This is a genomic window from Streptomyces sp. NPDC017991 (genome assembly GCF_044328075.1).
GTDB lineage: Bacteria > Actinomycetota > Actinomycetes > Streptomycetales > Streptomycetaceae > Streptomyces.
Genome location: NZ_JBIRGP010000001.1, coordinates 184285 through 197303 on the forward strand (window position 1 = coordinate 184285; position 13019 = coordinate 197303).

Sequence of the window (13019 nt, forward strand, 5' to 3'; positions counted from 1 at the left end):
TTCACGTGACCGGCTCGGCGCCGGGGTCCGGGGCCCACAACCGGCGGGCCAGTTCCAGCCGCCGCACCTTGGCGGTGGCGGTGCGCGGCAGTTCGGCGAGGCGCAACTGGACGGGCGGCCGCATGGCGGGGAGTCCCGCGGTGGCCGCGGCCCAGTGGGCGGGGTCCAGCGGGGCGTCGTCCCGGGTGACGACGACCGGGGTCGGCGCGCCCTCCTCGCCGGGGACGACCACGACCTCCAGCAGTGCGTCGAGCCGCGACATGAGCGTGTCCTCGGCCTCCAGCGCGCTGCCGAAGCCGGGGATGACGTCGACCTCGCGGTCGGAGACGTGCAGACAGCCCCACCGGGTGCGGTGGCCGACGTCGCCCATGCGCCACCAGCCGTCGTCGATCTGGCGCAGGAAGCGCGCGTCCTCGCCGAAGTAGGTGAGTGCCCGGCCGTCCGAGCGCACCTCGATGAAACCGGGGGTGCCGGGGCCGGGCGTACGGCCGTCGCGGTCGACGACCCGCACCGCGGTCATCCCGGGGAACGGGAAGCCGACGCACCGGCCGTCGGCGGACATCGCGCGCCGCCGTGAGGTGGCCCGGCCGACGGTCGGCCCGATCTCGCTCTGCCCGTACAGCTGGAGGTGGAAGGGGCGACGACGCCGGGAGGCGCCGAGAATCCGCTGCACGGTCCGCGGGTGGATGGCGTCGAACGTGGAGCTGAGGGCCAGCACGTTGGACAGGGGACCGCGCGGGTCGTCGGCCAGCGTCTCCCATTCCACGAACGTGTTGGGGTGGGCCTCCAGGACGCCGGGTTTGACCTCGGCGAAGATGTCGGCGATCCGCTGGGGCGTGGCGTCCTTGGTGATGACGATCGGGAAGCCGCGGTCCAGCGCGATGGCGAGTGCGGTGACCAGACGCGAGTGGACGAACGAGACCCGCACGGCGAGGGTTTCGCGTCCGCGAATCAGCAACCGGGCAGCGAGTGCCTGGGGGCGGTAGCGGGCACGCAGGGAACGGGCCGTGTGGACGACGAGTTTGGGCACGTCGGTGGTGCCGGAGGTGTGGGTGAGCAGCGCGGGGCGGTCCGCCCGGGGCCTGGCGAAGGGGCGCGGGTGCGTCGCGGGGTTCCGCCGGAGCGCGTGGGCGCCCTCGGCCTCGCCGGACACCAGCAGGACGCGGGCGCAGCGGCCGGCCACCTCGGCGGGCAGTTCCTCGCGCAGCTTCTTCTCGTCGGTGATCAGATGCGGCCACGCGCAGCGCTCCAGCAGCCGCGTCACGGTCTCGCCGTCGAGGCTCGGGGAGAGGGCGACGGGAACGGCGCCGATACGGGCCACCGCGCACATGAGCAGGAAGATGTCGAAGCAGTCCTGCTTGTAGACGGCGACCTTGTCGCCCGGGCGCACGTTCTGGTCACGCAGGGCTGACGCCATTTCGGCGACGAGGTTCGCACAGGCGTAGACGGTGAGGTCACTGCCCAGCTCCGGCGCGATGTCGAGTTCGTGGTCGAGGGTGATGCGCTGGTACGGGCTCTTCCTGGCGGCGCCGTCGAAGAAGGAACCCAGGAACAGTCCCCTGTTCCCGATGCGTTGCAGAATCACGGTGCTGCCACCTTCCACGGGCGTCCGCATTCAGCCGTGCCGTTCGCTGTCCTGTCGTCAGGAGGCGGGTTCCACTCGGGCCTTGATACGCGCGAGTGTCTGACGCATGTCGCCCTGGATCTTGTCCGCCCAGTCGACGAGGAACTTCTTCACCTCGTCGTCATTCATGCCGGCGAGAATTCCCCGCATGCCCTCGGTCAGTTCGCCCATCCAGAAGGCGTGGGTGAGTGCACTGCCCTCCGCCGCCGGCGCGACCGTGAACGACCATACGCTTTCCTGGGCGCGCCCGCCGCTGTCCCTCATGGCCCAGCTGAACACCCGCGGCGGAACGGCCTCCACCACCTCGCATTCGGTGGTCCATTCACCGCGCACGACCGGTGCCCAGGCGACCACTTCCGGCTCTCGGTGATTGCGTGCGGTGAAGACGGAACCGACCTTCGCCGGATCTCCCGAGGTCCATTCACCACCCCGGCACTCGGGACTCCACTCACCGCTCCTGGTGAGATCGCTGACGTAGGCGAACACCGTCGCGGGATCCGCCCGCACGTCGGTCGTCACATCGACGCGGAAAGTCTCGGTGGAGCTCATGACTGCGTCACCCCTCCTGCGTTCGGCGCGTCCAGGAAATCGAGTATCCGCGCGGTCGTATACACGGCCGCACAGCACCGGACGGCGTAGTCGAGTGCGGAGCGGTGGTGTTCGGCGGTGAAATCGGCGACCGCGTCCGCGACCAGGAATGGCTGGATGTCGGAGCTGAAGGCGTCGACCGCGGTGATCAGGCAGCCGACATGGGCGTACACCCCGCACACGATCAGCTGGTCCCGTCCGGACTTCTCCATCACGTCACGGAGTTCGGAGCGGACGAACGCGCTGTAGCGCCATTTGGTGAGCACCAGGTCACCGTCGGCCGGCTTCAGGGCGTCGACGATCGCGGTGTCGTGCTCCCGCGCGGACATGCCGGGGCCCCAGAAGTCGTGGAGCAGGCCGCGCTGTTCACGGTCCATGTCGCCGGGCTGGGCCGAGTAGACCACCGGTATCCCGAGGGCCACGGCACGCTCGCGCAGGGCGCCGATGTGGGCGAGCAGCTCCCCGTACGGAGAGCTGTCGGAGTCGAAGGGAGCGAGGAAGTACGCCTGGAGGTCGTGCAGGAAGAGGACGGCCCGGTCGGCGTCCGGCCGCCAGTCGACCCGGTTCTCGGGCAACTCCGCGGCGGTGGGCATGGGATAGGGCGGGATGGCGGGGATGCTCATGTCCGCTGCTCACACCCCCAGGACGGCGCCGCCGTCGACGCACAGGTCCTGCATGGTGATGTGCCGGGCCCGGTCGGAGGCGAGGAAGACGACGGCGTCCGCGATGTCACCGGGCTCGGCGATCCGGCGCAGCGGAATTCCGGTCCTGTACGTCTCCGCCGAACCGTCGATCGTCGACCGGCGGCCCGATTCCGTCGTCCACAGCGAGCGCAGCATCCCGGTGTCGGTGGAGCCGGGCGACACCACGTTGCAGCGAATTCCGTGTTCCGCCAGTTCCAGCCCCAGTGACTTCGTGAAGAGGGACGCGGCTGCCTTCGAGGCACCGTAAGCGGCCATCTGCATCCGGGGAATCCGCCCGGCATTGGAGGCGACGGTCACGATCGCGCCCTTTCCGCGTTCCCTCATCCGTGCGGCCACGGCCCGGGAACAGTGGAAGAGTCCGTCGACATTGGTCGAGAAGATCGCCCGCCAGTCCGCGTCGGACATGTCCACCAGGGATCCGGAGCGCATTACTCCGGCGGCGTTCACCAGCAGGTCTATGGCACCGAGTTCGTTCTCGATCCGCTCGACCGCTTCCTCGATCCGGCCGCTGTCGGTGATGTCGGTGGGAAATGCGACGGCCTTCAGCCCGTCCGCCGCCGACTTCTCCACCAGATCGGCGAGTCCCGCGGAGTCCTTGTCCACGGCCGCCACCACGGCTCCGCGGCTTGCGAGGGCGCGCACCACGGCGGTTCCGATTCCGCCCGCCGCTCCCGTCACCAGCGCGACCCGGCAGACGGTTTCACTGTGCTCGGTCACATTCCCACCTTCCAGAAAGGTTCCAGAAAAGAAGGGCGTCCGCCGGCACAACTCACAGGGCAACGGCGGGATATCGCGAGTCTACGGATTCCTGTGCCCGAATCCAGGTGTGGACGCGGGCGGAACCTATTTCCTGTCACAGCGCTAGGGCGCTTCTTTTGGATCAGGTCGGATCAGGCCGCGGTGTCCGGTGCGGTGCATCGCAAGGCGGAGCATGATCCGCGTACTGGGCGTACTCGGGTCGTGCGACAACGCCGCGAGGTGCCGTGCCGGGCGCCGCGGACCCGGGCTGATCCAAAAGAAACGCCCTAGGCCCGGACCCAGGCGCGCATCAATTCGGCGGCCTGGTCCGGATTCAGCCGTGGATCACACAGGGTCGTATACCGCTCGGCCAGCCGGTCGACGCCGTCGACCTTTCCACCCAGGCATTCGGTGACATCCGACGCGGCCACTTCCAGGTGCAGTCCGCCGGGGTGCTCCCCCGCCCGCTCCAGCACGCGTTTGCAGCGGCTCGCCTCGTCCACGATGTCGGTGAGGCGCCGGGTCTTCCGTCCGGCCTCGCGGACCGTGTTGCCGTGCATCGGATCGCTCAGCCAGACCGGCCGGTGCCCCGCGTCCCGTACGGCGGCCACGAGCGGCGGCAACTGTCCGGTCACCCGCTCCGCGCCCATCCGCACGATCAGGGTGAGCCGGCCGGGTATCCGGTGCGGGTCCAGCAGGGCGCACACCTCCCGCAGTTCGACCGTCGTGGTGGACGGTCCGAGCTTGAGGGCCACCGGGTTCACGACGGATGCGAGCAGCCGTACATGGGCCGAGTCGGGAGCTCTGGTGCGGTCGCCGAGCCAGGGCAGATGCGTGGAACCGAGGAACCGTCGCCCGCCCTCCGTACGGATCAGCCGGGCCTCGTAGTCGACGACCAGGGCGTCGTGGCTGGCCCACGGTCCGTCCTCGAACCCCTGCGGCCCCTGGGCCTCGTGGAACTCCGGGACGTGGCGGGCCCGTTGGTCCCGCTCGCGGGCCAGCGCGCGCAGTACGTCGGCGCTCGCCTCGTAGGCCCGGACCATCCGGCGCGGGTCGTGCACCCGTGCCTCGGGGGTGGGGCTCTCGCCGTTCACCATGTGGCCCCTGAAGGCCGGCAGCAGTACTCCGCCTACCTCTTCGTGGGGCCGGGTGCGGGGCTTGGCGAACTGGCCACCGATCCGGCCGACCCGTAGCACCGGCAGGCCCGTACCGTCGGCCACCTCGTCGGCGAGGGCGTGCAGCACCGCCGTCTTGGCCCGGACCTGGCCGGCGTCGGTCTCCTCGAAACTCTCCGCGCAGTCGCCGAGTTGCAGCATCACCGCGCCGCCCCCGGCCACCACCGCGAGGGCCCGCCGCAGCCACGCCAGTTCCTCCGGGGTCACCAGCGCGGGCGCGGACTCCAGCACGGTGCAGCTGGGCCCGTAGGCGGGGTGCGTCGCCCAGTCCGGCTGCTGGGCCGCCTCGGCGCCCGCCGGCCACGGCGGCCGGGAGGTGTCTCGCGCTCCGTCGCCGGTCATCGGTGGGCGCCGCGTTCGTCATGGTCCGCCGCTCGGCGCAGCACCCGTTCCAGGAGGTCGGCGAGCAGTCCGGTGCCGTGTTCGGTGAGCACCGACTCCAGGTGGAACTGGACGGCGGCGAACCGCTCACCGCGCAGGGCGTGCACCTCCCCGCTGACGGGGTCCCGGCACAGGTGCACGGCTCCGCGCGCGAGGGGCGAGCGCAGGACGTCCTCGGTGTGGCGGGCGGCGTAGGAGTTGTAGAAGCCGACCGCTTCGGGGCGCCCGAAGAGGTCGATACGGCGCTGCGTGCCCTGGTTGGGCCGCTCGCGGCGGAAGAGCGGAAGCCCGAGCAGCGTGCACAGTGCCTGATGGCTCAGACATTCGCCGACGAACGGGGTGCCCCTGGCGAGGAGACGGCTGATCATCTCGGTGATCCCGCGGACCTTCGGGTCGGTGGTGGCCCGGGGGTCGCCGGGGCCGGGGCCGAGCAGGACGCAGTCGTACGCGTCCAGGTCCGGGGGGCGCACCGACCACCACGGGCGGACGGTGGCGTCCAGTCCCAGGGCCCGGGTCTGGTGGCCGAGCATGTCGGTGAACTTGTCCTCGGCGTCGACTATCAGCACGCGTCCCGCGTCGGGTGCCTGGGCGCGTACGGGCCGGTCGTCCTCCTTGCCGAGCCAGAACGCCGACAGCCCCACGTTGCGGCGGCCCAGGGCGTCAGTCACACGAGGGTCGTCCGTCACGCGGGGGCCGCCCGCCGGGGATTCCGGCATGTGGTCCGACGGGTGTTCCGACGGCCGTTGTGACTGCTGTTCCGACAGTTGTTCCGGCTTCGGGGGCCCGTCGCCCGGCGCGGAGGGTCCTGGGGTCCGCGGGCGTCCCGTCAGACCGGTGGCGGCCAGCAGCGCGTCGGCCTTGGCCCATGTCTCGGCGACCTCGGCGGTGGGCCGTGAGTCGCGCACGAGCGTGGCGCCCACGTCGATCCGTACGGCGCCCTCCCGGCGGATCTCGGCGGTACGGATCAGGATCGCCGAGTCCAGGGTGGCGCGGCCCGCTGTGTCCCGGCCGAGCAGGGCGAGGGCCCCGCCGTAGTAGCCGCGGCCGCTCTCCTCGTGCCGGGCGATCACCCGGCAGGCGTTCTCCAGAGGGCTGCCGATGATGGTCGGCGCGAACATCGTCTCGCGCAGCACCTCGCGCACGTCCAGGGACGTAGGGCCTTCCAGCAGATATTCGGTGTGCGCCAGCCTGGCCATCTGCCGCAGGTAGGGGCCGCGGGCCCGGGCGCCGCCGTCGCAGACCCGGGCGAGCATCTTCAGCTCCTCGTCCACCACCATGAAGAGCTCGTCGGTCTCCTTCCGGTCGCCGAGGAACTCCAGTACGCCGTCCGCGTCCGCGCCCGAGGGCGGGTAGCGGTAGGTACCGCTGATCGGATTCATCCGCGCCGTGCCTTCGGCCACCTGGACGTGCAGCTCCGGGGAGGCGCCGACGAAGGTGCGGTCGCCGGTGTGCACCACGAACGTCCAGTGGGCGCCGGACTCCATGGTCAGCAGGCGCCGGAAGACGGTCAGGGCGACCTCGGGCCGGTAGTCGCGCAGGGTCGCCCGGAAGGACCGTTTGACGACGAAGTTCGATCCCTCGCCGGACCGGATCTCCTCGTCGAGGACCTTCTGCACGATCTTCTCGTACTCGTCGTCCGCGACGTCGAACCCGGCGTCGGCCAGGGCGACTTCGGTGTCGGGCAGCAGCTCCAGCGCCTCCTGGACGGGCAGGGCGGCTCGTTGCCGCACGGCCAGCGTCAGGATGGGTTCGCCGTCGTCGTTGCAGGCGTACCCGCGCTCGGTGATCTGGCGGAAGGGGATGGCCGCCAGCACCTCCGCCGGTCCCCCGGGCAGCGGCACGTCGGCGAGCGTCGTCACCTCTCGCACCTCCCCCGTCAGTACCTCCACCTCCGGGGTCCGCGCACCGGCTCTGCGCAAGAGCGCGAACGGGGGCGGGTCGGGCGTCAGCAGGGAGTTGAGGAGGTCCCGAGCGCACGTCTCGCGGGAGTCCCGGACAGTGCTGATCGTCATGCCTGCCTTTCCTGGGCGCCGTGAAGTAGGCCGCACAAGGCGACGGGCGTCGGTCCTTTGAGGCGGAACAGATGGGGAGGGAGGAGAGGGGAGAGAGCAGAGGGAAGCGAGCGAAGGGGGAGACGGGCGGAGCGGCATCCAGCACCGAGGCAGAGAGACGGAGGGACGACGAACGTCAGCCGGAAGCCTGCCGATCGGAGCGTCGTTCCAGCTCCGTCGCGAAGTCCTGCCACGCCCGGCTGCACGCGCGGGCGGCCGAGACGATGATCTCCGCGCGGTGCGGCGGAACGTTTTCGCTGATCCGGGTCCACTCTTGCGGGCCCACCGTGCAGACGTCCAGGAGCCGGAGCAGGGTGCGGCCCGATTCGGAGAACCGCAGCGAGGGGTCCTTGCGGAGGTTGTGGATCAGTCCCGCGAGGTCGACGTCGTGGTCGGCGCCACCGTCGATACGGGCCAGTGCCTTCGGCCGCGACAGTGCTCCCGCCGCCTCGGGGGCCCCTTCGGGGGCCGCCTCGGGAGGCGCCGTCCCCGGCCCGCGCCGCGTGGGGCCGGCGGGTGCCTCGCCGCGCCGCAGCCGCTCCCGGACGTCTCGCACGGTGGCGGTGCAGACCCCGGCCTCCCTGGCGACCTCGCGCAACGAGACGCCGGGACGCTCGGCGAGGATCCTGCCCGCCTGTTCGCGCCCCTCGGCGGCGTCGACCGGCCGCTCCCGGCCGTCACGCCCCAGCCGGGTGGGCGAGTGGGGAATTTCCCCACTCGCACGGCGCCGGATCGCGCCGACGGTCTTGTGGGAGAGTCCGGTGACGGAGGCGATCGCCCGATCGCTCCACTCGGGGTGGGAGCTGACGATACGTTCGGCTGCGGCGTTTCTGTCGGAGCGCGGCAGGGGGAGGCCGTGGGAGATGTTCGCCTTCACCGCGAGGACGAATGCCTCCTCGTCGTCGCACTCGCAGAAGACCGCCTCGATCTTCTCCTGACCGCGCAGTTCTGCCGCGCGCACGCGATGCATTCCGTCGACGACACTCATCGTCCGGCGGTTCACAAGAATGGGCGGCAGTTCGGTGTCCGATTCGGCGAGGAGGCGCACGTGCTCATTGTCCGCGCCCGAAAGCCGGGGTGAATCGAAGCGCGTCAGTCCGCTCAACGACACCAATTCGGTGGACGGACGTGAAATGAGTGCGGAAGCGTCAGCTAATCGCTGACCGTTCATGAGTTTATCCCCCTGGGGCGAGCTGGAGCTTTACAGGACGACAACGATGGCAAAAGACATCGGAGGGCGTCCGCCCGTGGAGGCACGCGGCCGAAAAGTTCTCCACCCGCGTGAGCGCGAAAGTAAAAGGCTGATCGACTCAAAGCACACCCCCGTGCATTTCGGCCAGTTGTCCCGTCTGTCCAGTGGAAAGCCGAACCCACCCACACCGCTCGGGGCATCGACGACGCGCAACACCACGCAGTCACCCGAAGAGCACGCCAGAGATGCAGCAGAGATCATCTCGGGCGCGATCAAGCATGGTGAAAGAGTTGCCATTCCACCTTTTAGTCAACAGCAGTTCCAAGACAAAGCGACCGTATCAGCCGCCCAGCAGCACCGGCAACCAAAACGTGATGTGCCGTTAACAGGCCACACGCGCCCGCCAATGCCCCGCACGGCGCAGCGGTCGGCGATCTTCGTCCACGCCACCGGGTCGGACGCCGGAGACAACGACGCACCTCAGAGGCACCGCGACGGCGGAGAACCCGAGCCTCGGAAAAGCACCCCCCTGAATTCCATCGATCCCCGTTTGCATCACGAATAGCTGGGCATCAGGGACAGGTTATCCACCTTGAAACGCGAACGCGCCGCACGCAAAAACGGAATATTAACTTCCGCTCTCGCGATCGGTGTGTTAGGCGGCCCGGCTGACGGGTACCCGGCGCCCGGCAGCGGGGGCGACGTGTGGCGGCCCGCCGGACCTGCGGTGAGACTTGGGGCGAGCGGCGCCTGACGATGGGTGGAGCATGTTCAGCGTTGAGGAAACGATCGAGGTCGCGGTGCCGGTGAGTGCCGCGTACAACCAGTGGACGCAGTTCAAGAGCTTTCCCCGGTTCATGACCGTGGTGAAGAAGGTCGAGCAGGTCCGGCCGGCGCTCCTCTCCTGGACGCTCGCGGTCGGACCCCTGCGCCGCGAGTTCCAGGCCGAGATCGTGGAACAGGAACCCGACTCCCATCTGACGTGGCAAAGCCTCGAACGGCACTTCGTCCACCAGGGTGAGGTGTCGTTCCGGCCCACCGCGACGGACGGCACGACGCACGGCCCGGCGGACGGTACGACGGACAGCACGACCGTCACCGTCCGGATCCAGGTCGACTCACCCGGCGCCACCGCCCTGCTCGGCGGCCTCCCCGAACTGGTCGGCCGCGTCGTCCAGCGAGAGCTGCGGCACTACAAGGCGTACATCGAGGGGCTCGGCGCGGAAAGCGGAGCCTGGCGGGGCACCATCCACGGCGGACGCGTACGGCCCGAGGACCCCAAGCCGCACCGGAGCCGTGTGCCCCACTGGCCCGTCGGCTGACGCCGCGAGCACACATCGGAGCAGGTGAAAGGCAATTTGATGAAGAAGGCGCCCGGCGAGGAATCGAACGAGGCTCTGCGTGTCACGCCGCCGAAGAAGTGGGCCGCGGGCGTACCCGCGGTGGCACACGCGTTGGAGTACTCCCTGGAGGAGACCTCCGTACGGCGCACCGGGGAGACGCTGCTGACCATGAACCAGGTGGGCGGCATCGACTGCCCCGGGTGCGCGTGGGCGGATCCCTCGCCGGGCGACCGGCATCGCAACGAGTACTGCGAGAACGGCGCCAAGCACATCAACGACGAGGCGACGTCGCGGCGCGTCGGCGCCGACTTCTTCCGTGCGCACACGGTCTCCGAGCTGGGCCGGCGCTCCGACAAATGGCTGAACCAGCAAGGACGGCTCACCGAGCCGATGGTCAAACGGCCGGGGTCCGACTCGTACGAGCCGATCAGCTGGCACGACGCCTTCGACCTGCTGGCTTCGGAGCTGACGGCACTCGACTCCCCCGACGAGGCGGTGTTCTACACCTCCGGCAGGGCCAGCAACGAGGCCGCGTTCGTTCTGCAGCTGTTCGCCCGGGCGCTGGGCACCAACAACCTGCCCGACTGCAGCAACATGTGCCACGAGTCCAGCGGCTTCGCGCTGCACGAGACGCTGGGTACGGGCAAGGGGACGGTCAGCCTCGACGACCTGCACCACGCCGACCTGATCTTCGTGGTGGGACAGAACCCCGGGACCAACCACCCGCGCCAGCTGTCCGCGCTGGAAGAGGCGAAGCGGAACGGCGCCCGCATCATCGCGGTGAACCCCCTGCCGGAAGCGGGGCTGTTGAGGTTCAAGAACCCGCAGAAGCCCAGCGGGGTGATCGGCAAGGGCACCCAGATCGCCGACCGGTTCCTCCACATCCGCAACGGTGGCGACCTGGCGCTGTTCCAGGGGATCAACCGGTTGCTGCTGGAGGCCGAGGACGCCCGGCCGGGTGAGGTGCTCGCCCGCGACTTCATCGAGAGCGACACCAAGGGCTTCGACGAGTTCGCCGAGCACGCCCGCACCATCGGGTGGAACGACATCCTCGCCGCGACCGGTCTGGCCCGCGAGGAGATCGAGCAGGTCCGGGACGAGGTGCTGGGCAGTCGACGCGTCATCGTCTGCTGGGCGATGGGCATCACCCAGCACAAGCACGCCGTCCCCACCATCCGGGAGATCGTGAACTTCCTGCTGCTGCGCGGGAACGTCGGCCGGGCCGGCACCGGCGCCTGTCCGGTGCGCGGGCACAGCAACGTGCAGGGCGACCGCACGATGGGCATCTGGGAGCAGATGCCGGACGACTTCCTCGACGCGCTCCAGGAGGAGTTCGGCTTCGACCCGCCGCGCGCCCACGGGCTGGACTCCGTGAACTCGATCCGGGCGATGCGCGAAGGCCGTGTCAAGTTCTTCCTCGCGCTGGCCGGCAACTTCGTCCGGGCCGCTCCGGACAGCGAGGTCACCGAAGAGGCCATGCGCGCCTGCCGTCTGACGGCCCACATCTCCACCAAGCTCAACCGGTCCCACACCGTGTGCGGCGAGACCGCGCTCATCCTGCCGACCCTCGGCCGCACGGAAGTGGACATCCAGGCCGACGGGGAGCAGTTCGTCACCGTCGAGAACTCGATGAGCGAGGTGCACACGTCTCAGGGGCGGCTGCAGCCGGCCTCACCCCTGCTGCTCAGCGAGATCTCCATTCTGTGCCGGCTCGCCCGCCGCACCCTGGACGGCACGGCCGACATTCCCTGGGAGCGGTTCGAAGCCGACTACGGCGCGATCCGTGACCACGTCTCCCGTATCGTCCCGGGACTGCACGACTTCAACCGGCGCGTGACACGGCCCGGCGGCATCCAACTGCCGAACGCGGTCAACGAGGGCGTCTACCACAACGATGTCGGCAAGGCGCTGTTCACCGCCAACGACTTCGCGATGCTGCGGGCCCCCGAGGGACATCTGCTGCTGCAGACCCTGCGCTCCCACGACCAGTGGAACACCGTCCCGTACACGTCGAACGACCGCTACCGGGGCATCCACGGAAGCCGCCGGGTGGTGCTCGTCAACCCGGAGGACGTGGCCGCACTGGGCCTGTCCGCCGGGCAGCACGTCGACCTGGTCGGCGTGTGGGGCGACGACCCCGAGCGGCGCGCCGGGGACTTCCGCGTGGTCCCCTACCCCACCACCCGGGGCTGCGCCGCCGCCTACTACCCCGAGACCAACGTCCTGGTGCCCCTGGACAGCGTGGCCGACACGAGCAACCAGCCGACGTCGAAGGCGATCGTGGTTCGCCTGGAGCCTGTCCCGTCGCCGGTGCCCGCGGCCCCGAACTGAGCCTCGGCCTCCGGGCGGTGAGCCTCAGGCACCGGGTACGGAGATGACGACCATCCGGTTCACCGTGCCGTCCTCGCCGACGACATCGCGTACGTGCCGGAAGCCCAGGCGCCGGCACAGGGCGAGACTCGCCGTGTTCCCGGCGCCCACCATGCCGTAGGCCTCCGTCAGCCCGAGGTTGTCGGAGGCGTGGCGGAGCAGGCCGTGCACGGCCTCGGTGCCGATGCCCCGCCCCCAGTAGTCGGGGGCGAGGGCGAGGATGAGTTCGTGGCCGTCGACGTTGCCGGTCTTCTTCACCTCCGCGTGGCCGATGTACGTCCCCTGCCACCACACCCCCCACACATCGAACCGCTGCGTGGGATAGACGTCGGTGAGGATGGAGCGGAACGCCGTGCGCAGGTCGGCCTCGGGCACCATGTCCTGGCCCATCCAGTGGCACACCTCCTCGTTGCGCAGCAGGGCGACGAAGTGGGGCTCGTCCTCGGGGCGGTAGGGCGTGAACTCCAGGCGTTCGGTCTTCAGGACGGGTGTCATCGGTGGACTCCTGGGGTGAGGTGGAGATGTGACCTCGTCTCGCGGAGCGTAGCGACAACCCTCCGTCTCAAGGCCTGGCGGTGCGCCCGGCCGCGGAGAGACGGGGTTCCGTCCCTCCGCGGCCACGGACGGGTCAGACCTCTGTGTTCTCCATCCGCTCACGCAGGCTGCGCGGACGCATGTCGGTCCACACCTCGTCGACGTACCCGGAGCACTCCTCCTCGGTGCCCTCCTTCCCGACGGGCTGCCAGCCCGCGGGCACCTCGACGTCGACCGGCCAGAGGGAGTACTGGTCCTCGTCGTTGCGCAGCACCTGGTAGCGGGTGTTCTCGTCCATGTCGTTCTCTCCTGTCGTGGG

At 69.9% G+C, this 13019-nt stretch carries 12 protein-coding genes; 3 read left to right on the forward strand and 9 right to left on the reverse strand.

Annotation, left to right across the window (positions count from 1 at the left end):
- Position 1 precedes the first annotated feature (1 nt).
- The 7 genes from ACH4DZ_RS00880 to ACH4DZ_RS00910 all read right to left on the reverse strand — a co-directional run bounded on the left by ACH4DZ_RS00880 (position 2) and on the right by ACH4DZ_RS00910 (position 8309).
- On the reverse strand, positions 2-1585 hold the full coding sequence (locus ACH4DZ_RS00880; protein ID WP_398284727.1) for a class I adenylate-forming enzyme family protein: 1584 nt from the start codon (positions 1583-1585) through the stop codon (positions 2-4).
- A 57-nt stretch (positions 1586-1642) separates the two neighbouring features.
- Positions 1643-2173 carry an SRPBCC family protein gene (locus ACH4DZ_RS00885; RefSeq protein ID WP_398284728.1) on the reverse strand — a complete coding sequence of 177 codons (531 nt, stop codon included), beginning with the start codon at positions 2171-2173 and terminating at the stop codon, positions 1643-1645.
- Positions 2170-2835 (reverse strand): isochorismatase family protein, encoded by a 666-nt coding sequence (locus tag ACH4DZ_RS00890; protein WP_398284729.1) that lies wholly within the window; start codon positions 2833-2835, stop codon positions 2170-2172. The genes ACH4DZ_RS00885 and ACH4DZ_RS00890 overlap by 4 nt, the downstream gene beginning before the upstream one ends.
- Before the next feature lie 9 nt (positions 2836-2844).
- Positions 2845-3633, reverse strand: a complete 789-nt coding sequence (locus tag ACH4DZ_RS00895) for a 2,3-dihydro-2,3-dihydroxybenzoate dehydrogenase (RefSeq protein WP_398284730.1) — start codon at positions 3631-3633, stop codon at positions 2845-2847.
- Positions 3634-3941: 308 nt separating this feature from the next.
- The gene (locus tag ACH4DZ_RS00900; protein WP_398284731.1) at positions 3942-5171 is read right to left on the reverse strand and encodes a 3-deoxy-7-phosphoheptulonate synthase; all 1230 of its coding nucleotides are present in this window, start codon (positions 5169-5171) and stop codon (positions 3942-3944) included.
- Positions 5168-7222 (reverse strand): anthranilate synthase family protein, encoded by a 2055-nt coding sequence (locus ACH4DZ_RS00905; RefSeq protein ID WP_398284732.1) that lies wholly within the window; start codon positions 7220-7222, stop codon positions 5168-5170. Before ACH4DZ_RS00905 ends, ACH4DZ_RS00900 begins: the two co-directional genes overlap by 4 nt.
- A gap of 175 nt (positions 7223-7397) precedes the next feature.
- Positions 7398-8309: a ParB N-terminal domain-containing protein gene (locus ACH4DZ_RS00910; RefSeq protein WP_398284733.1), complete on the reverse strand. Its 912-nt coding sequence runs from the start codon at positions 8307-8309 to the stop codon at positions 7398-7400.
- A 169-nt stretch (positions 8310-8478) separates the two neighbouring features.
- On the opposite strand from ACH4DZ_RS00910, the gene ACH4DZ_RS00915 reads away from it, so the two are divergent.
- The 3 genes from ACH4DZ_RS00915 to ACH4DZ_RS00925 all read left to right on the forward strand — a co-directional run bounded on the left by ACH4DZ_RS00915 (position 8479) and on the right by ACH4DZ_RS00925 (position 12127).
- A complete protein-coding gene (locus ACH4DZ_RS00915; protein ID WP_398284734.1) occupies positions 8479-9018 on the forward strand; it encodes a hypothetical protein in 540 nt (179 codons plus the stop codon).
- 202 nt (positions 9019-9220) lie between these two features.
- Positions 9221-9775 (forward strand): SRPBCC family protein, encoded by a 555-nt coding sequence (locus ACH4DZ_RS00920; protein WP_398284735.1) that lies wholly within the window; start codon positions 9221-9223, stop codon positions 9773-9775.
- A gap of 39 nt (positions 9776-9814) precedes the next feature.
- Positions 9815-12127, forward strand: a complete 2313-nt coding sequence (locus ACH4DZ_RS00925) for an FdhF/YdeP family oxidoreductase (protein WP_398284736.1) — start codon at positions 9815-9817, stop codon at positions 12125-12127.
- Between the two features lie 24 nt (positions 12128-12151).
- Here ACH4DZ_RS00925 and ACH4DZ_RS00930 read toward each other — a convergent pair whose 3' ends face one another.
- Positions 12152-12661, reverse strand: coding sequence for a GNAT family N-acetyltransferase (locus tag ACH4DZ_RS00930; protein ID WP_398284737.1), 510 nt, complete (start codon positions 12659-12661; stop codon positions 12152-12154).
- Between the two features lie 133 nt (positions 12662-12794).
- A complete protein-coding gene (locus ACH4DZ_RS00935; RefSeq protein ID WP_398284738.1) occupies positions 12795-12998 on the reverse strand; it encodes an MbtH family protein in 204 nt (67 codons plus the stop codon).
- Positions 12999-13019: the final 21 nt, after the last annotated feature.

Excerpts from the sequence above, each read along its gene's own strand:
- ACH4DZ_RS00905 (WP_398284732.1), bottom strand. The coding sequence starts at position 7,222 with ATGACGATCAGCACTGTCCGGGACTCCCGCGAGACGTGCGCTCGGGAC.
- ACH4DZ_RS00890 (WP_398284729.1), bottom strand. The coding sequence starts at position 2,835 with ATGAGCATCCCCGCCATCCCGCCCTATCCCATGCCCACCGCCGCGGAG.
- ACH4DZ_RS00885 (WP_398284728.1), bottom strand. The coding sequence starts at position 2,173 with ATGAGCTCCACCGAGACTTTCCGCGTCGATGTGACGACCGACGTGCGG.
- ACH4DZ_RS00925 (WP_398284736.1), top strand. The coding sequence starts at position 9,815 with ATGAAGAAGGCGCCCGGCGAGGAATCGAACGAGGCTCTGCGTGTCACG.
- ACH4DZ_RS00900 (WP_398284731.1), bottom strand. The coding sequence starts at position 5,171 with ATGACCGGCGACGGAGCGCGAGACACCTCCCGGCCGCCGTGGCCGGCG.
- ACH4DZ_RS00915 (WP_398284734.1), top strand. The coding sequence starts at position 8,479 with ATGGCAAAAGACATCGGAGGGCGTCCGCCCGTGGAGGCACGCGGCCGA.
- ACH4DZ_RS00935 (WP_398284738.1), bottom strand. The coding sequence starts at position 12,998 with ATGGACGAGAACACCCGCTACCAGGTGCTGCGCAACGACGAGGACCAG.
- ACH4DZ_RS00920 (WP_398284735.1), top strand. The coding sequence starts at position 9,221 with ATGTTCAGCGTTGAGGAAACGATCGAGGTCGCGGTGCCGGTGAGTGCC.
- ACH4DZ_RS00930 (WP_398284737.1), bottom strand. The coding sequence starts at position 12,661 with ATGACACCCGTCCTGAAGACCGAACGCCTGGAGTTCACGCCCTACCGC.